The organism is Corynebacterium accolens, from assembly GCF_023520795.1.
GTDB classification, from domain to species: Bacteria; Actinomycetota; Actinomycetes; order Mycobacteriales; family Mycobacteriaceae; genus Corynebacterium; species Corynebacterium accolens.
Genome location: NZ_CP046605.1, coordinates 142,441 through 160,316, shown reverse-complemented (window position 1 = coordinate 160,316; position 17,876 = coordinate 142,441). Strand labels below are relative to the sequence as shown.

The following is a 17,876-nucleotide window of genomic DNA, read 5'->3' as shown; positions in this document are numbered from 1 at the left end:
TGATCGGCGGGATAGTCAAAGGCGTGTAGTTCACCCGCCGTTCATGCTGCGACTCGGCGCGGGGTTATACGAGGACGGAGGCTTCGGCATCGGAAAGCAGGGCGTCCTGGAAAGCCTGCAGGGTGGATTCGTGGTCGAAATCGATACCAATGAGCACGAGCTCCGTGCCAGGAGTTACGCCGTTGGCGGCCCACAGTGACGCTGGCATGATTTGCAGGTTAGGGCCGGCTTGCTGCCAGGCGTGGGCTACGCGCAGGTCGGTGTCGATCCAGCAATAACCCTTAGAACGCACGAGGCCCGTACTGGCCCGCAAGGCGGCGATGAGACGCTCACGATTAAAGGGGCGATCGGCACGGAATACGACGGAAGAAATGCCATATTCCTCGGTTTCTGGCGTGTGTGGGTTAGCCAGCTCTTCGGCATAGCCGTGGTAGGACGCGGCGGTGGCAGCATTGAACAAATGTGCATCCAGGACAAGCCCAGGCTCGATGACACCGTGGGTTACCGGCACTACGCGAGCCCGCGGGTTCATGGCGCGAACGGTGGCGACCACGCGCTCGGTCTCAGCGGCATCGACCAGGTCGGTCTTGGTAATGAGGATAAGGTCGGCGAACTCGACCTGATCCACTAAGAGATCGGAAATGGTGCGATCGTCTTGGGGCGTGGCTTCGATGCTTTCGGAGACGAGGCTGCGACCACGACGCAATTGGGTTAGGAAGGTTGAGGCATCGACGAGGGAGACCATGGTGTCGATGGGGGCGGCATCGGCAAGCGTGGTGCCATCGGAAAATTCCCACTCGAAGGTGGCTGCCACCGGCATGGGCTCGGAAATGCCGGTGGATTCGATGACGATCTGATCGAAGCGGCCGGAGCGAGCTAGCTTGCCCACAGATTCAATGAGGTCTTCGCGCAGGGTGCAGCAAATGCAGCCATTCGATAGTTCCACGAAGCGATCCTCACCGCGCTCGAGGTGCCCCTCGCCAGCGACGAGGGCGGCGTCAATGTTGACCTCGGAAAAGTCATTGACGATGACCGCGAGTTTGCGGCCCTCACGGTTTGCGAGCAGGTGGTTGAGGAGCGTGGTCTTTCCGCTGCCTAGAAATCCGGACAGCACGGTAACAGGTGTAGCCATCCTTTAATGGTAACGTTTTTCATTAAAGGATGGCTACAAGGGTCTGGCCGACCGGTGGGTGGGCTAGACCGTCAGTCCGAAGATAGGAACCGCCAGCAGGAAGACGGTGAGGGTGATGAGGAAGATACCAATGATGTTGAGGCCAACACCGCCCTTGATCATCTCGCCAATCTTGACATAGCCCGAACCGTAAGCAATGGCATTCGGCGGGGTAGCCACTGGGAGCATAAAGGCAGACGTTGCGGCCAAGGCAACCGGGATGGTGAGCAGCAAGACGTTGATATCACCTTCGCCGGTAAGACCCACACCCACGGCGACACCACCCATGATGGGGATGAAGGTCGCCGCAGTAGCGGTATTGGAGGTAATCTCCGTCAAGAAGAGCACCAAGGTGGCCACAGCTGCCACGATCAGGACGATCGGCAAGACGCTAAGCCCCTTAGCCATCTCACCAATCCACAGGGACAGACCGGAAGAGTTAAAGGCCGAGGACAGGGACAGGCCACCACCAAAGAGGAGAAGGACGTCCCACGGCATTTCATTGGCCGTCTTCCAGTCCAGCAAGCGAATACGGCGCTCCGAGTCGGCCGGCAAGATAAACAAGAGGATGCCTGCGGCAATACCGACGATGGCGTCATCGTAGTTATCAAAGTCACCAAGGATAATAGGCAGCGATACCCAAGCCAGCGCGGCCAGGACGAAAATGATGCCGGTCATGATCTGCGGGCGGGTCCATGGGCCGAGCGCTTTGATCTCTTCATTGATCAGCTCACGGCCGCCGGGAATTTCGGTCATTTCCGGCTTGAAGATGGTAATCAACAGCACCCATGCGATGAGCAGGAAGGTTAGCGCCAGCGGCACGCCGACGGCCATCCAGCGGCCAAAGCCGAGGGTAACGTCCCAGGTATCGGCCATGTACGCGTTCAAGAACGCATTCGGCGGGGTACCAATCAGGGTACCCAGCGAACCGATGGAAGCGGAGTACGCGATGCCCAGCATGAGGGCGGTGGCAAATTTCTTCTGCTTATCCCAACCGCCAACGGTCTCTGCGGTAAGCGCCAGCACGGACGTACCAATCGGCAGCATGACGACGGCCGTTGCGGTATTCGATACCCACATGGACAAAAAGCCGGTGGCCAGCATGAAGCCCAAAATGAGGCGGCGCGGCGAGGTGCCGATGAGCTTTACCACATAAAGCGCAAAGCGGCGGTGCAGGTTCCAGCGCTGCAGCGAGAGCGCGATAAGGAAGCCACCCATGAACAAGAAAATGGTGGCAGAGGCATACGGTGCGCCGACTTCCTTAATGGTTCCCACGCTAGCGAGCGGGAAGATGACCAGCGGAATCAGCGCGGTGGCAGCCAGCGGGATGGCCTCAGTCATCCACCACACGCCCATGAGGATGGTCACCGCCGCAACGGTGCGGATGGCGCTTAGCGTGTAATCGGCTTCCTCATCCACGCCGGTGGACTGCTGGACAGTATCGATGGCATTCGAGGGGAAGATGAAAAATACGAGGATGGCCAGGGCGAGGCCAATGAAAAGGCCAATGAATTGGCGGCGCCATTCATTGCGTGGGGCACCGGGATCCTCAGCGCCCTCTGATTGGGCGGTAGATTCGTGAGTATGCGGGGTGGTCATGCCGCGAACTCCTTCACTAGAGAGACTTTTAGCAGGGCGGGGGTGTGATAGCTCTGTCAATTACCAGCAATCGAGCCGGATCCTTGGTGCATCTCGAACATCATTCAGTCCGTGCAGAGCATGCTAAGACCCTACAAAACATTTGCACCAGAAACCACAAACTTTACGGAATTCACCCCCACTGCTTTTAAAATTCACATACCGCAGCTACTCATAATGTGAAATCTCCCCCACCGGTTCGCTACCCCCGCCCGGCGCGCCAGGCCTCGTGTGCCAGGGGCCTTTATAGCCCGAGCACCGACTTGGCGATGAGGAAATAAATGATCAGCCCCGTGGCATCACAGAACGTGGAGATGAACGGATTGGAAAATACGGCAGGGTCCGCGCCAATGGTCTTCGCAACGATGGGCATTAGCCCTCCCACCGTGGCGGATATGGAGCAGATTAAAAACAGCGTCGAACCAATGACTAGGCCAATATCCACGCCGTAGACCACCGTTGCCAGTCCAAGTCCGGCCAAGCCCAATACGGCACCAAGCAGCATGCCCACGCGGAGCTCGCGCCAGAGGACGGCGAGGAGGTCGCGCCCGCGGACATCGCCAAGCGCCAGCGCACGGGTCACCGTCGTTGCTGCCTGGTTTCCCGTATTGCCGCCGGTACCGGTCAGCAACGGGATAAACAGCGATAGCACCACGGCCTGCGCCAAGGTGTCCTCGAAGGCGTCTAGGACCCGCACGGTCAACAGCGCGGATACCGCCAGAACCAGCAGCCACACGATGCGGGACTTCACCAGCTTCAATAGCGGCGTGGACAGGTACGGCTGCTGCAGAGCCTCGGTACCACCGGCGCGCGCGGAGTCCTCGCTATCCTCGGCCTCGACGATGTCAATGGCATCATCCCAGGTCAAAAGCCCTACCAGGCGGTCCGAATCATCCACGATGGGCAATGCCAAAATATCGAGCGGCAGGAACCACCTGGCGGTTTCTTCCGCATCATCATTGGCATTGGCGTAGATGGGGCTTTGCATGATGTCCCCAATCGTGGTGCCCTCCTTCGCGGTAAAAATCTCCCGCAGCGTCACCACGCCCACTAGGCGGCGATCCGCGCGGGTGATGGGCACCGCATAGATGGTTTCCAGCTCATCGGCTTTCGCGCGCAGGGTCCGCAGCGCTTCCTCCACGCTCATTTCTGGATGGATGCCGGGGACCTCGGGCGACATGCGGCGGCCCACCGAGCCCTTGGTATAGCCCAGGACAACCCCGGTGACATCCCGCTTCGATTTGGTAAGCGAGCGCAGCAGCCGGTCCGCTATTTCCGCCGGCAACTCATCCAACAGGGCCACGCGGTCTTCCGGCTCGAGTTCATCGAAGAACTCATAGACATCAGCATTGCCCAGCTCATCGATGATATCGGCTTGGTGCTTGGCGTCCAAGGCATCAAATACCACGATGGATTTACGCCGCGGCAACAAGCGCAGTGCCAGCGCGGCGCGAATGGCATTTTGCCGCTCGACGATGGCGATAAGCTCCTGCAGCGGAACCTCATCCAGCAGCGCCTGCAAGCGGGGCGCTTTTTGTGGGTCAATGGCAGAATCCTGCTTCAACCATGCCTCGACCGTATCGCTGGCCTGCTCAGTAGTATCCGCCATTGCCATCACCTTGCCCTTCTCGCCCCTCATACCGCGGCACCGGTGGCCACCGTAATTGATATAGCCTCACATAGATTACGCGTATCCCCCACCAGTACACAGCGCTGCGGCGGAAAACTTTGCCTTTAGGCAAAAACACCCCACAAGGCAAAGGCCGCAAGCAGGGAGACCAGCCCCGCGCTACTGGCCAAGACGGTGGCGCCGGGGAGGTGGCGGTGGGTGCGTAGGGAGGCATCGACAAGCGATGCCCGCTTCCGCACCGCCACTATCAGCACCAGCACACCAGCCGCGAGCGCCAGCAACGGGAGAAACACGCTGACGCTGACCACCCGCATGACCCCTAGGAGTATCACCGCCAGCGCGAGGATAGTGCGCTGCCACGATAGGCGGGTGCGCTCGGGCTGCAAGCCGGGGTCAAAGAGCTCCCCATGTTGCTGCGGGCTAGGCAAGTAGCTCGCCTACCAGCAGGACAGCCGCGATAACGACGATGGTGCCCACAAGCACCGGGATGGCGATGCTGAAGGGCAACGGGCGCTGTTGCCGCAAGGCGCGCTCAGCCCGCTTCCATTGCACCCACGCGACTACCGGCAGCACAATCGCCACCACCAGCATGAATGCGGAGACCACCGCGCGCAGCGTCGCCGGCAGCGGCACGTCGAAAGCTTCCAAGGCCACTCCCCCGGCAATCAGCGCGAGCGAGGTGCGGATCCATGCGAGGAAGGTGCGCTCATTCGCCAGCGTAAAACGCGGATCAGGGTCACTTCCTACCCCAAATACCGAGCGGGGAAACCTCGAATCGCTCATGCCTTCCTACCTTATATTCAATGTCCACCCTTAGCGCGATAAGCCTGCGAGCCTGTTCGCCGGCCACCTCGCTATGATCGGGGCCATGATTGAAGTCGCAGCCATCGTTTTCCGCAATTCCTTTGGCCACGTGCTTGGCGTACGCAAGGCCTCATCCACGAAGTTCCAGCTGCCGGGCGGCAAGCTAGAAGAAGGAGAAAGCCCAGTCCAGGCCGCTGCGCGCGAGGCGGAAGAAGAAATCGGCGTGCAGGTACGCCTACCTGAACTTACCGAGCTCGGCACCTTCAGCGCCCCCGCCGCCAATGAGCCAGGCCAGACCGTCCGCGGGCATATCTTTACCTACCCGCGCCCCGTCATCGCCCACGCCGCGGCCGAAATCGCAGAAACCGCCTGGATCGATCCCGCCGCCCCGCAGTGCGAGCTTGCTGATCTCCTGCGCAGCGAGGTTTTTCCGGCGCTGTAAAGTGGTCAAGCCCGCGCATCAACAGAGAGCCACGCCTACACCCCGTCACCTGCGCCAGGGCAGAATCATGAACCAGCGAGTCACCCTGGGATCAACGGGGTGCGGTGTACTACTTATTTAGACTGACGCCCTGCATTCTCCGCCCACACGCGCACTCCCACAGAAGCAGCAGTCAGAACAACAATGAAGATGGTCACTAAGCCGATGCCTATTACATCGGTCAGCCACAAAACAAATACCACCAAAGAGGCGACTGCTAAAGCGAGCAAAATTCCGTTCTTTATCTTCTGCGTTTTATCCATAGCGCCATTATTCACGATAAAAATTCACCACGTGACGAGTTCATCCTTTTGAAAAATCTCCTTGCGCTCCAAAAGCGCCCTCGGAGAACTGCATTTCCACTTCATGCCCGTAGCGAGGGAATAGTCGTGTCCCTGCTTGCAGAATAGGGGCCTGGCTCCTGCTTGGTGGCCACCATTCTTTGTCGTTTACCCCGTTTAACCCGCCGTTTAGGACTGCCGTTTAAGCTGGCAAACGACAAAATCCCGAGCGCAATTGCCCGGGATTTGTGTGGCGGAGATGAGAGGATTCGAACCTCCGGACCCCAGAAGGGTCAACTCCTTAGCAGGGAGCCCCATTCGGCCGCTCTGGCACATCTCCAAGTTCAGAAAGAACCGTAAAAGACAATACCTGCCGCATGCGCCACGGCCAAACTAACCCCCTGGTTTTGTCCCCGGTTTTCTTCCACGCGCGCAGGAGAGACGACCTAGAGTGGTAGCCATGATTCGCTCCGACTTACGCGCCATCCCTGGCTACGTGCCCGGCGCGCGCCACGATGATGCCCTCAAGCTGTCTTCTAATGAAGCCACGCAGCCGCCGCTGCCTGAGGCCGCCGAGGCTATGGCCCGCGCCGCAGCCGAGGCCAATCGCTACCCGGATATCGCAGCCACCGAGTTGCGTGAGGATCTGGCCGAGCACTTAGGCGTGAGCTTTGACCAGGTTGCGGTGGGCACGGGTTCTTCCGCGCTGTGCCAACAATTGGTACAGATCACCACCACACCCGGTGAAGAAGTGATCTTCCCGTGGCGTTCCTTCGAGGCTTATCCCATCTTTGCCCAGGTGGTGGGCGCACGCCCCATTCCGGTTCCGCTCGATGCGGATCAGCGCGTGGATTTGGCCGCGATGGCGGAGAAGATTACCGTGGATACGCGCCTAATTTTCGTCTGCAATCCGAATAATCCTTCCGGCACTACCGTGACTAAGGCGGAGTTCGCCGAATTTATGGACGCGGTGCCAAGCGATGTCCTCGTTGCCCTCGATGAGGCCTATATCGAATACAACCGGAATGCCGATACCCCGCTGGGCACCGAGCTTTTTGGCGCTTACCCCAACGTGGTCTTCCTGCGGACCTTCTCCAAGGCCTATGGTTTGGCTGGGGTGCGCGTGGGCTATGCCTATGGCCCAGAAGACGTCATCGCGGCGCTGAATAAAGTAGCGATTCCGTTTTCCATCAATGCCGTGGCCCAAGCCGGTGCCCGCGCCGCGTTAGCAGCACAGGATTCGCTGCGCGAGCGCACCGAAGAGACTTGTGGGCAGCGCCAGCGCGTGGAAAAGGAACTGGCAGAGTGGGGCGTTCCTCACTCGGAGGCCAACCACGTATGGCTGCCGGCGGCGAATATTGAAAGGCTAGGAACGCCGCAGGAATTAGCCGCACGCCTGGCCACACGCGGCGTGCTCGTCCGCGCCTTTAGCGAAGGCATACGCATTACCATTACAACTAAGGAAGAAACTAACGCCCTGCTTCGGGCGTGGAACGATACCGTAGGAGGCTAAATGCGTTCGTTGACCAATTTTGCCCTCAACGTGGTCGCCATCGCGATTGCGTTCTGGGTCGTAGTGGGCATTATTCCCGGGATTTATATCACCCCGGATAAGCTGGGCAATTTCATTGCCGTGGCCATCGTTTTCATCATCATTAACGCGGTGGTCATGCCCGTGCTGCGTTTTATCGGCGCCCCGCTGACCTGCCTTACTCTGGGTCTATTCGCGCTCGTCATCAATGGCGCCGCCCTGCTGATCGTGGAGTGGACGCTTAATACCTTTGACTTAGGAATTGGCCACCTCGTGGTCAATTCCTGGGGCTCTGCAATCTTCGGCGCCATCATCTTGTCCCTGGTCAGCAGCCTGGTGAATTTCTTTACCAGCCCGCTGCGCAAGCCGGTTTAAAGGAACGGGTTATCCCCCGGCGAAGGGTGGCAGCACGTCAACGCGGGAAACGCCCATAAGCGGCGAGTCCGCTTGGGTGTTCCCGGCGCCATCGATAAGAAAATTACAGCGCCCCAGCACCTCTTTCATGCTCATGCCGGCCTCGGTGGTGCCGGTGTGGTCCTTACCCAGCTGCTCTATGAGCTGGCCTAAGGTGGTGGGCGCTTTTACCTGCTCCGAAGCAACGCCAGCCGCGGCACGAGCGGCGGCGAAATAGTGAACGGTCAACATGCTTTCTACTATGCCCGCAGGCTTCGAACGTGTCGAACTCGCGGGTAAACTTGGCTCTATGCGCACTCCCGAAACCCACGCACACGAGGTCGCGGCAGCCCTCGGCCCGCGCCAAGTCATCTCCCGGCCCTTAGGGCAGGCACAGGAGATGGTCCTTGCCGCCGATGTCTATGCCGCCTTCCCCTCACCGCGCTTTAGCAATTCCCAGATGGATGGCTACGCGCTGCCCGCCACCGCAGCCGGATCGTACGAGGTGGGCCCCACCATCGCCGCCGGCGCGAATCCCACCGAGCTGCTGGATGGCCCCTTGCACACCGCCTGCCCCATCATGACCGGAGCCAAGGTTCCAGAGGGCACGGCATCCATCGTGCCGATTGAAAAATGCCAGCCGCAGGAATTCCTCCAGCCAGGCGAGACCATTACAGTTCCGGCCACCGAGGAGGGCCAATTCATCCGCGGTACGGGCACGGACCTCCAGCAGGGCGTTCTCCTGGCCGCCAAGGGCGAGAAGCTCACTCCGGTGCGCCTGGCCGCGCTGGCCTCCCAGGGCATCGAGGAGGTCAGCGTTTATCGCCCCGCCCGCATCCTCGTCTGTACCGGTGGCGCGGAAATTGGTACGGGTGTTGCTGCTATTCCCGATGCCAATGCGCCGCTGATTTCCGCTATGGCCCACCGCGCCGGCATCGAGGTCGCCGGATACGTCACCACCGATGATGATCCAGAGGTGCTCACCCGCGCGCTGGAGGAGGCCACGCAGGACTACCACCCCGATGCCATCGTCACCTCCGGCGGGATTTCCGCAGGTAAATACGAGGTCATCCGGCAGGTGCTCACCGGCTGGTTTGGCCACGTGGATCAGCAGCCCGGCGGGCCGCAGGGCATCGCCAGTTTCCATGGCACCCCGGTCATCTGCTTGCCCGGCAATCCGATATCCACCATGGTGAGCTTCCGCCTCTTTGTCGCCCCCACCCTGGGCTGGGCGCCCGCGGCATATCGCGTACCAATCGCGCACGCCATCGAGGGCCTACCCCACAAGGATCAATTCCGCCGCGGGTACGCTGGTGCGCAGGCCCGGGTTACCGGCGGCGCTAGTTCCCACCTGCTGGCCCAAGCCGTCGATGCCACCCACCTCATCCGCATTCCTGCTGGTAAGAGCCTCAGCGCAGGAGAAGAAGTAAAGGTCTATCCCCTATGAGTTCTGCTCGCACCGCCATTGTTTTGGTCGCCTCCACCCGCGCCGCCGCCGGGGTCTACGAGGATCGCTCGGGCCCCATCGCGGTAGATTTCTTGCGCCGCAAGGGCTTCGACTGCCCTGATGCCCGCGTGATTCCCGATGCCGATATCGCCGCAGCGGTGGACCAGGCCTTCGCCGAAAAGCCCGCGGTCATCCTCACCTCCGGCGGAACCGGCCTGACCCCGGATGACCTCACCGTCGATGCCGTTCAGCCCCACCTCACGCGGGAGCTTCCCGGCATCGCCATGGCCTTTTGGAATAAGGGCCTGGAGAATATCCCCACCGCGGTGGCCTCGCGCGCGGTGGCAGGAGTCAATGACACCACCTTTGCCATGACCCTGCCCGGTTCTACAGGCGGGGTCAAAGATGGGTGCGCCGTGCTAGATGAATTAATCGTCCACATCGTCGATATGTTAGAAGGAAAACATGAGCACTGATCCCTCTTATGTCGCCGCGCAGACCGGGCTCACTGTCGGCACGATGCTGACCGAGCAGCCCCTCGAGCCCCTCCTTGCCACCGCCAAAGCTGAGGTCACCACCTCAGCCATGGGCGCGGTGGTCACGTTCGAGGGCATCGTGCGTGATCATGATGGCGGCCGGCCCGATGTCACCCTGCTAACTTATACCGCGCACCCCAGCGCCCCGGAAAAGCTGCGCGAGATCGTCGATGAAGTAGCAGGCCAACACCCCGTGCGCTTGTGGTCAGCCCACCGCACTGGCGATCTACAGGTGGGCGATCTGGCCTTTACCGTCGTCGCCGCCTCTGCCCACCGCGGCGATGCCTTCCGCGCCGCGGAGGCCTGCGCCGATCGCGTCAAGGCCGAGGTTCCCATCTGGAAGGAACAAAGCCACGGCGATGGCTCCGTCAACTGGGTGGGCCTCGAATGAGCATCCGCTATGCCCGCCAAGAGGCCCTGTGGGGTGAAAAGGGCCAGCAGAAATTGGCTGACTCCCACGTCGCGGTCATCGGCGCGGGCGGGCTTGGCTCACCGGCGCTGCTCTACCTAGCAGGGGCCGGGGTAGGCCGCATCTCGCTTTTCGATGACGACCTCGTCTCCCCCTCCAACCTCCACCGGCAGGTCATTCACACCACCGCCTCCATTGGCACCGCAAAAACGGAGTCCGCCGCAGCTGCGGTGCACGCTCTCAACCCTGAGGTGGAGCTCATCTGCCACGGCCGCTTGGAATCCGCCACCGCCCTCGAGCAGCTGCGCGGCTGCGACCTGATCCTCGATGGGACGGATAACTTCGACGCCCGATACCTGTGCTCATGGGCCGCCCACAGCCTGGGCATTCCCCACATTTGGGCTTCTATCCTGGGCTTTGATGCGCAGATGAGCGTCTTTTGGTCCGGCAAGGGCCCTGTGTACGAGGATGTCTTCCCCACTGCCCCTGCCCCGGGCGAGGTTCCTTCGTGTTCCCAAGCCGGCGTTCTGGGCCCTATCGTCGGCACGGTGGGCTCCGCGATGGCCTTGGAGGCTTTGAAGATCATTACCGGCGTGGGCACCCCGCTTATTGGCACGCTCGGCTACTTTGAGGCGCTATCCGGAACCTGGGAGTATATCCCCATCCGCCCCACCGGTGCGCAGCCTACCCAGCCAGCCGATGCCCCCGAGGTCCGCGAGATCCCCGCGCACGCCCCGCTTATCGATGTCCGCACCGACGCCGAACGCGCCCGCGCCGCCATTCCTAATTCAGCGCATCTGCCCCTAGACCACATCCTCGCCGGCGAAGACCCAGATATCGGCCAGAGCGATGCCGCCGTTATCTACTGCGCCAGCGGCATTCGCTCCGCGCAAGCCGTCCACGCATTGCGCGAGCGCGGATACTCACAGGTGGTTTCCCTGCGTGGCGGCATCAACGCGTGGTTGGAACAGCACGGCATGTCCTAGCCCAGCCGGGCGATGGCCCTTCTAGCGCCTTTGTTTGTCTTCCCTGCCGCGAACAAAGATGAACCAGATGAGCGGTCCCAAGAAGGGAAGGGCAAAGGTAGCGGCGATAAAGAGCACCTTGGCCGCAATCGTGTACCCAGAAGCGATAATAGAAATAACCGCCGCAATCCAGAACGCGACGAGCAAAATAATGGGCAGGAACCCAAGGAACCACCACGTGTCATTAGGGTTAGTAGATTCCGCTGCTGCTACATAAAGTTCCGAGGTATTCATGGAGTCCTTTCGTCGAGTAATTTTTATCTCTGGGACAGAGCCGGCATCACAACCACACCTGACTTGCCCCTGTACATTCCAAGATTAAGTCTGCGCCGCACTAGGCGCGTCATCCCCCGGTATGAAATGCCGCAGCAACAAGCGTGAAGCTTGTTAACTTAGGCAGCTTTCCGGTGTCCTGTTAGCTCCACATTTGCTGTAGGGCCTGACCCCCGGAAAGTGGACAGATCGGGGGCTAGCTATGCTGCTTTGGTCAGTGTAGCTGAAGTCTCGGCTTCAAAGACATCAGGCGCTACAAGATTGCACCAGGAGTGCCGCCGGCGCGTGTTATAACGCATGCACCACCGGAAGACTTCCCGGCGGCAGGCGATCGGATTGTCAAAAACTTTCCGCTCTCGCAGCACTTCCCGCTTTAAGGTGGCGTTAAACGATTCTGCTAGGGCTTCTATCAGCACTCGTTCCTACCGCTCCCATAGACTGGCGCACACCCAACGACGAGCAATAGTTTCTAAACGCTTGTGAGGTGTACACGCTGCCGTGATCGGAATGGAATACAGCCCCGTCAAGACTGCCACGCACACCATGCGCATGGGATAGAGCATCGATGACCAGTGAGACACGCATGTGGTCTGCAAGTGCATAACCTGCAAGTTTGCGTGAATACGTGTCAATGACAGTGGCCAAATACATGTTTTTCCCTCCTTTACATGGCAAGTAGGTAATATCACCGACATAAACGCGGTTCGGCTCGTTAGCTGCGAATTTGCGGCCTAGCAAATCCGGCATGACTCGGTGGCCAGGCTTGCGCCTGGTAGTGACACATCGGCGGCGCTTGGTAAAGCCTCTAAGCCCCATGGCTTTCATAATTCGTGCGACTTTCTTGTGATTTATCGGGCTGAAATCCGTATCACTGTTGAGGCTTGCAGCGATGCGTTTAGCACCATAAAGACCATGCTCATCATCAAAAGTGGCCTTGATTTTTGCACCAATAAGGGCATCAGAATACATCCTTGACCTGCGCTTTTCACGGGTGTGGACCCATTTATAAAACGAGGAGCGATTGAGCTTCAACACGTGGCACATCCGCTTAACCGAGTATTCGGTTCGGTGGTCATAGACAAACTGGAAGCAGAACTCCCGTGAGTTGCTTTAAGCAAAATATTTCGCAGCCTTACGCAGGATGTCACGTTCTTCGCGCAGTTTTGTGTTTTCTTTCTCCAGTTGGCGAATGCGTTCGGATTCATTCGCTGCCTGGGCTTTATCATGCACGGCTTTTATGCGGGCACGTTTGCCGGTGCCGTACTTTTTGACCCAAGAATGCAGCGAAGCTCGGTTGATGCCGAGTTCGGCTAATGCTGAGTTCAGCGAGAGATCCTCATTGTTCCTTATAGAGGGCCACGGCATCGCGTTTGAACTGTTCGGAATACCTGGACATGATGGTAGATTACCTTTCTTCCCAGCCCGACTGGGCTGGATATCAGGTGTCCACCAAACAGGGGTCAGGTCCATGACTTTCAATATGGAAACCGTCAGACGATAACACCACACTCACCACTTTCTGTAAACATAAGGCCTGAACCCTGATAGACACGTGTAAAACAATATTAGGAACGGCCCTATTTTACAGGAAACATTCTGCCGCACACCGGCGTAACAATAGGGTGTAGCTTATATTCCCTTCCAGCCCTACAGGGCTAGATGTTCGAGGGCTACCTAACATGGTTCAGATCCTTGCTCGCAATACGAGCGCAACGACCTTAGTCGTATACCGCAGTACAAAGCGGGAAACTGAAACTGTCACCAAGTTGGGGCTTGTCCTAATTGTTTTCCGTTAAAGCATGCTCCGGCCGCCTCGTTCGCCAACATCTAAAGTTTACTTTTCTCTAGGCAAGGAACGACGTTTCAAGAAAATCCTCAAGACTCCAATATTCAGGATCAAACCAGGCAACGCACTCGTTGGTTTCGATAGCGACTAAGTGGTCAGGCAATAAGATGAGGAAATCATTTATCTCGGTACGGATTCCTTGGCGTTGTAGCTCTTGTGCGACTCGTTCGGTTCTCGCCTGTGGGGTCTCGGCGGGGCGACGATTAAGGTCAACGCCATAGAAGGTATCCGTGATTGGCGTCTCCATGTACTTCATTTCAACGGTGACGCACTTACCGTCTTCCACGCAGCACACAATCTTGCGGCCAGGATCCCCGGGTTCTAGTGTTTCGATATCAACCCAGCCTTCAAACTGTTCCTCATACGTATCCGCACCTAATTCTGAGTCATAGCATGCTTTAGTAGCCTGGTTCACCGTCATTCCAGGTTTTACGGGCAAGGGACAGGTACCTTCAATATTCATTTTCTCGATGCACTTCCTTCTTCGTCGGTTGTTTAGTACGTCAAGGCCTTCGGTTAGGCTGTCGCGTAAGTCAGACTGCACACTCGCGTGATTGATATTGGTTAGCTACCCCCAGTAAATAGCTACAACTTTGCCGAATTGGTATGACAAAGCAATGGTCCCATTGTCGTGGGGAATGGTTATGCCGTCACGGTCGTGTTCAAATTCGATCCCCACATCTTTTAGGGCTTTAACGAACTTTCGACTCGACAATGACAGTGGGATATCAAGGAAGCTATCTGACTCCCGCGCGTCTAAGATTTCTATTGAGGTAATCAATCCGGCGTTTTCAAAGCCCTTAATGTCGTAGTCGATTCCCCCTATCTCACATTTGCCAAAAAACTGACCCGTAGTGTCCATTTTGAGAAATGAGATGTCTCGGGTTCGGTAATCAGACAGAAGATTTTCGTAATATGAAACAGGTGCAGATAGCTGCAACGGTTCAGGGACCTCAAAATTGAACTTCATTTCTACAACTCCTTGACGCAAGATGTTTATCTTCTTGACCCTGCCTTTTGGAAGATTCAACTTAGACGAGGGCTCTATTCTTTGCAGTCTAGGCCACAAGCGTGGCGTAGTTTGGCTTCATTGTTAGATTGTCTGCCGCTCGGCTGTTTCCGATACGGAGGTCAAGTCCCGTGTAGTGGTGTAGCCGTTTGTGCCTTCGGCTCGGTAAGAAGTTCGGGGCTTGTTACAGCGATGCTTCCGCGTGTTTGGAGTCTGGAGCGCCGTTTTGAGATGCCTCAGGTTGTGTTTCGTCTGACTTCTATTCTGCAATAGGTGTTGACGACCAGGAACGGAGGGGGCCGTCGTGGAGCCCTTGGAAAAACTGGTATTTTTCTAGCGGGATACGCGCAGGGGGATCGAAGTCGGGAGCTGCTGTTAACTCATTAGTGTGTGGGTCGACAACGCATGCTGGTGTTAGACGTGCCAAATAGCCGTCCGTCCCATAGAAAGCGTCATCATATGGTGATACACCTAGTGGTGCGAGGATGGCTTCTATCTGTTTTTCCCCAAACTGAGACCACATAATCTGCGCGTGTTCTTTTGTAAACGATTCTTGCGGAAACTCAGTGACCTTTGGCAGGGAGTCAAAATCAAAACCGTAATCCTTAAAAGGTTCACTTTGATCCTCGAGATATGACATGGAACGGTGCAGCGTACCATCAGCTTTTAACTGTTTGTGGCTGCTAAAAGATCTGTAGAAGCAGCAATCAAATCGGCCTAAAGGGTCATCGGGTAATTCGGAGGGAAGCGCGCACATCATAAACTCTATTTCTCCATAGCTTGCGCGATGGAAGAAGGCTACATCGTCGGTATCTACCCACGGCGTATGCATAATTTCGATGAAGTAAGGAACTTGTGACTCAATTTCTTTCTTGCGCGCCAAAAGGTAGGCAAATTCACCAATCCACGGCATCTTTGGCGCTTTGGTAAAGCAGCAGGGGCTAAACACTGCAGTCCATTCTGACTCGGTGGGGACGAATACAAACTGTGTAATGTGGTTTTGCGGTTTAAGTAGCTCTGCAAGCTGGTTCCTGCCAGCAGATACCTTGTTCGTATGAACCATACATTCGATTGTCTGGCTTTGAAGATAAAAATAAGGCTTTGTATACCGACTTTCTATTCCTGATGCCCACTGCTGAAATTCTTCAACCACGGTAGATAGTGGAAACCGAAGAAGCGCCACAGCATGGGATACCGGTGCTATGGAATGGGTGTAGAAATACTTCGTCATTGTCTTTAGTTCCCTTCGTGTTCGCGGTCCCAGGTGTGTTCACGACGTTCAAATAAAGCGCATGGCCCGTACTTTTTAGGCAAAGGGTATCCACTATTGATAAGTGTTGCACGCCCAGTGAGGAACTGTCTATTGAAGGGATCGAGACCGAAAAGCTGTGCGCACTCGAAGAGATCATCGGTAGTAAACCGCTTGCGTAGTGGACCCTTTTTGGTTTTGAGTCTTTCCAGTCCGGGAAAGGCGAAGTCTTCGCCGTCAGGCCAGTCGGTAAAAGCCTGGAACCGGGTTTCTCCTTCCCCAATACCTACAATAAAAGTGTCGTATCCTCGGATTTCAGCGGCAGGGGCGCGTTTGCCGATAGCGGCATCCATATCGTAGGTGCCGATGATGAGGCACTTGTTGCCTGAGCGGTAGTTCCATCCTGTGACGATTTTGCGTTCATCTGGCTCATCCACGATACGTAGCTGTGTCATACCGGGAACAAAAGGAATAGAACCGTTATACCTAACGGTTGCGAAAAAGTCGTGATTGTTGCTCGTATCATCGCTGATAAACCACACCCAATCGGGATTCGTGGTTTCCAAAACTGCTGCCCAACGACGAGGAAACTGCGGATCGTGCACCCCAAGGCGTAGCGCATGGGGAAGATCATCGACGGTGGTATCAATGTTCACATACTGCTGTGACCAGTAACTATTAGCAGCATCCTGAAGTGTAAAGAAAGCACGTGACTGTGCGGCAGCCTCAACCGCATAATCAAAAGGCAGCTTCAAAAATAACTGATCATAAGAATAGGGGGCCAGCAGATAATCAATATCTCGCCGCAGGTACACACTCATCTTTAAATCCCTTGGACCTGACCCGTTTCTGAATCAAGGAAGTAGTCGGCGTCACGGTTAAAATGTGTGGAGTATCCAGACATGGCAGTAGATTATCTTTCTTCTCAGCCCAACTGGTCTGGATATCAGGCACTCACCAAACAGGGGTCAGAACCTTACCCGCTTTACGAGCACAACGACCTTAGTCGTATACCGCAGTACAAAGCGGGAAACTGAAACTGTCACCAAGTTGGGGCTTGTCCTAATTGTTTTCCGTTAAAGCATGCTCCGGCCGCCTCGTTCGCCAACATCTAAAGTTTACTTTTCTCTAGGCAAGGAACGACGTTTCAAGAAAATCCTCAAGACTCCAATATTCAGGATCAAACCAGGCAACGCACTCGTTGGTTTCGATAGCGACTAAGTGGTCAGGCAATAAGATGAGGAAATCATTTATCTCGGTACGGATTCCTTGGCGTTGTAGCTCTTGTGCGACTCGTTCGGTTCTCGCCTGTGGGGTCTCGGCGGGGCGACGATTAAGGTCAACGCCATAGAAGGTATCCGTGATTGGCGTCTCCATGTACTTCATTTCAACGGTGACGCACTTACCGTCTTCCACGCAGCACACAATCTTGCGGCCAGGATCCCCGGGTTCTAGTGTTTCGATATCAACCCAGCCTTCAAACTGTTCCTCATACGTATCCGCACCTAATTCTGAGTCATAGCATGCTTTAGTAGCCTGGTTCACCGTCATTCCAGGTTTTACGGGCAAGGGACAGGTACCTTCAATATTCATTTTCTCGATGCACTTCCTTCTTCGTCGGTTGTTTAGTACGTCAAGGCCTTCGGTTAGGCTGTCGCGTAAGTCAGACTGCACACTCGCGTGATTGATATTGGTTAGCTACCCCCAGTAAATAGCTACAACTTTGCCGAATTGGTATGACAAAGCAATGGTCCCATTGTCGTGGGGAATGGTTATGCCGTCACGGTCGTGTTCAAATTCGATCCCCACATCTTTTAGGGCTTTAACGAACTTTCGACTCGACAATGACAGTGGGATATCAAGGAAGCTATCTGACTCCCGCGCGTCCAAGATTTCTACTGAGGTAATCAATCCGTCGCTCTCATAGCCATCAACGTCATAGTCGATTCCCCCTATCTCACATTTGCCAAAAAACTGACCCGTAGTGTCCATTTTGAGAAATGAGATGTCTCGGGTTCGGTAATCAGACAGAAGATTTTCGTAATATGAAACAGGTACAGACAGCTGCAACGGTTCAGGGACCTCAAAATTGAACTTCATTTCTACAACTCCTTGACGCAAGATGTTTATCTTCTTGACCCTGCCTTTTGGAA

21 protein-coding genes, 1 tRNA gene and 1 pseudogene are annotated in these 17,876 nt (G+C 56.5%); 7 read left to right on the top strand and 16 right to left on the bottom strand.

Going from position 1 to position 17,876, the window contains the following annotated elements:
• Positions 1 to 64: 64 nt before the first annotated feature.
• From CACC_RS00770 to CACC_RS00750, 5 genes are all read right to left on the bottom strand, one after another.
• Complete coding sequence (locus CACC_RS00770) at positions 65 to 1,132, bottom strand: GTP-binding protein (RefSeq protein ID WP_005276381.1); 1,068 nt, start codon at positions 1,130 to 1,132, stop codon at positions 65 to 67.
• A 63-nt stretch (positions 1,133 to 1,195) separates the two neighbouring features.
• Complete coding sequence (locus CACC_RS00765; protein WP_005276379.1) at positions 1,196 to 2,770, bottom strand: SLC13 family permease; 1,575 nt, start codon at positions 2,768 to 2,770, stop codon at positions 1,196 to 1,198.
• Between the two features lie 283 nt (positions 2,771 to 3,053).
• On the bottom strand, positions 3,054 to 4,418 hold the full coding sequence (gene mgtE / locus CACC_RS00760) for a magnesium transporter (protein ID WP_035108345.1): 1,365 nt from the start codon (positions 4,416 to 4,418) through the stop codon (positions 3,054 to 3,056).
• A 125-nt stretch (positions 4,419 to 4,543) separates the two neighbouring features.
• Complete coding sequence (locus CACC_RS00755; RefSeq protein ID WP_005276373.1) at positions 4,544 to 4,867, bottom strand: DUF202 domain-containing protein; 324 nt, start codon at positions 4,865 to 4,867, stop codon at positions 4,544 to 4,546.
• A complete protein-coding gene (locus tag CACC_RS00750) occupies positions 4,860 to 5,222 on the bottom strand; it encodes a YidH family protein (RefSeq protein WP_005276372.1) in 363 nt (120 codons plus the stop codon). The genes CACC_RS00755 and CACC_RS00750 overlap by 8 nt, the downstream gene beginning before the upstream one ends.
• A gap of 85 nt (positions 5,223 to 5,307) precedes the next feature.
• Between CACC_RS00750 and CACC_RS00745 the strand changes: the two genes are divergently transcribed.
• Positions 5,308 to 5,685 carry an NUDIX domain-containing protein gene (locus tag CACC_RS00745; protein WP_035108344.1) on the top strand — a complete coding sequence of 126 codons (378 nt, stop codon included), beginning with the start codon at positions 5,308 to 5,310 and terminating at the stop codon, positions 5,683 to 5,685.
• 113 nt (positions 5,686 to 5,798) lie between these two features.
• On the opposite strand, the gene CACC_RS00740 is transcribed toward CACC_RS00745, so the two are convergent.
• Both CACC_RS00740 and CACC_RS00735 read right to left on the bottom strand, forming a co-directional pair.
• Complete coding sequence (locus CACC_RS00740; RefSeq protein ID WP_005276368.1) at positions 5,799 to 5,987, bottom strand: hypothetical protein; 189 nt, start codon at positions 5,985 to 5,987, stop codon at positions 5,799 to 5,801.
• A 269-nt stretch (positions 5,988 to 6,256) separates the two neighbouring features.
• A tRNA-Ser gene (locus tag CACC_RS00735) sits at positions 6,257 to 6,345 on the bottom strand.
• A gap of 120 nt (positions 6,346 to 6,465) precedes the next feature.
• Between CACC_RS00735 and hisC the strand changes: the two genes are divergently transcribed.
• Entirely contained in the window at positions 6,466 to 7,518 is a 1,053-nt protein-coding gene (gene hisC / locus CACC_RS00730; protein ID WP_005276366.1) for a histidinol-phosphate transaminase, read from the top strand.
• On the top strand, positions 7,519 to 7,911 hold the full coding sequence (locus tag CACC_RS00725) for a phage holin family protein (protein ID WP_005276365.1): 393 nt from the start codon (positions 7,519 to 7,521) through the stop codon (positions 7,909 to 7,911).
• A gap of 9 nt (positions 7,912 to 7,920) precedes the next feature.
• Here the strand turns inward: CACC_RS00725 and CACC_RS00720 are convergent, their stop codons facing one another.
• The gene (locus CACC_RS00720) at positions 7,921 to 8,181 is read right to left on the bottom strand and encodes a MoaD/ThiS family protein (RefSeq protein WP_005276363.1); all 261 of its coding nucleotides are present in this window, start codon (positions 8,179 to 8,181) and stop codon (positions 7,921 to 7,923) included.
• A 58-nt stretch (positions 8,182 to 8,239) separates the two neighbouring features.
• Between CACC_RS00720 and CACC_RS00715 the strand changes: the two genes are divergently transcribed.
• Genes CACC_RS00715 through CACC_RS00700 form a run of 4 tightly spaced genes read left to right on the top strand, consistent with a single transcriptional unit; the run spans position 8,240 to position 11,307 of the window.
• The gene (locus CACC_RS00715) at positions 8,240 to 9,376 is read left to right on the top strand and encodes a molybdopterin molybdotransferase MoeA (RefSeq protein WP_035108343.1); all 1,137 of its coding nucleotides are present in this window, start codon (positions 8,240 to 8,242) and stop codon (positions 9,374 to 9,376) included.
• Entirely contained in the window at positions 9,373 to 9,852 is a 480-nt protein-coding gene (locus tag CACC_RS00710) for a MogA/MoaB family molybdenum cofactor biosynthesis protein (protein WP_005276359.1), read from the top strand. Before CACC_RS00715 ends, CACC_RS00710 begins: the two co-directional genes overlap by 4 nt.
• On the top strand, positions 9,842 to 10,303 hold the full coding sequence (locus CACC_RS00705; RefSeq protein ID WP_005276358.1) for a molybdenum cofactor biosynthesis protein MoaE: 462 nt from the start codon (positions 9,842 to 9,844) through the stop codon (positions 10,301 to 10,303). The genes CACC_RS00710 and CACC_RS00705 overlap by 11 nt, the downstream gene beginning before the upstream one ends.
• Positions 10,300 to 11,307: a ThiF family adenylyltransferase gene (locus CACC_RS00700; RefSeq protein ID WP_005276356.1), complete on the top strand. Its 1,008-nt coding sequence runs from the start codon at positions 10,300 to 10,302 to the stop codon at positions 11,305 to 11,307. The genes CACC_RS00705 and CACC_RS00700 overlap by 4 nt, the downstream gene beginning before the upstream one ends.
• A 21-nt stretch (positions 11,308 to 11,328) precedes the next feature.
• Here the strand turns inward: CACC_RS00700 and CACC_RS00695 are convergent, their stop codons facing one another.
• The 8 genes and pseudogenes from CACC_RS00695 to CACC_RS00660 all read right to left on the bottom strand — a co-directional run bounded on the left by CACC_RS00695 (position 11,329) and on the right by CACC_RS00660 (position 17,823).
• Positions 11,329 to 11,580: a hypothetical protein gene (locus tag CACC_RS00695; RefSeq protein ID WP_005276355.1), complete on the bottom strand. Its 252-nt coding sequence runs from the start codon at positions 11,578 to 11,580 to the stop codon at positions 11,329 to 11,331.
• A gap of 239 nt (positions 11,581 to 11,819) precedes the next feature.
• A pseudogene (locus tag CACC_RS00690) lies at positions 11,820 to 13,015 on the bottom strand (IS3 family transposase).
• A gap of 448 nt (positions 13,016 to 13,463) precedes the next feature.
• The gene (locus CACC_RS00685; protein WP_035108683.1) at positions 13,464 to 13,928 is read right to left on the bottom strand and encodes a hypothetical protein; all 465 of its coding nucleotides are present in this window, start codon (positions 13,926 to 13,928) and stop codon (positions 13,464 to 13,466) included.
• A gap of 105 nt (positions 13,929 to 14,033) precedes the next feature.
• A complete protein-coding gene (locus CACC_RS00680; RefSeq protein WP_249852949.1) occupies positions 14,034 to 14,435 on the bottom strand; it encodes a hypothetical protein in 402 nt (133 codons plus the stop codon).
• A 298-nt stretch (positions 14,436 to 14,733) separates the two neighbouring features.
• Entirely contained in the window at positions 14,734 to 15,627 is an 894-nt protein-coding gene (locus CACC_RS00675) for a hypothetical protein (protein WP_244262123.1), read from the bottom strand.
• Between the two features lie 83 nt (positions 15,628 to 15,710).
• On the bottom strand, positions 15,711 to 16,544 hold the full coding sequence (locus CACC_RS00670; RefSeq protein ID WP_005276341.1) for a hypothetical protein: 834 nt from the start codon (positions 16,542 to 16,544) through the stop codon (positions 15,711 to 15,713).
• 307 nt (positions 16,545 to 16,851) lie between these two features.
• Positions 16,852 to 17,316 carry a hypothetical protein gene (locus CACC_RS00665; protein WP_035108683.1) on the bottom strand — a complete coding sequence of 155 codons (465 nt, stop codon included), beginning with the start codon at positions 17,314 to 17,316 and terminating at the stop codon, positions 16,852 to 16,854.
• 105 nt (positions 17,317 to 17,421) lie between these two features.
• Positions 17,422 to 17,823 (bottom strand): hypothetical protein, encoded by a 402-nt coding sequence (locus CACC_RS00660; RefSeq protein WP_249852948.1) that lies wholly within the window; start codon positions 17,821 to 17,823, stop codon positions 17,422 to 17,424.
• Positions 17,824 to 17,876 lie beyond the last annotated feature (53 nt).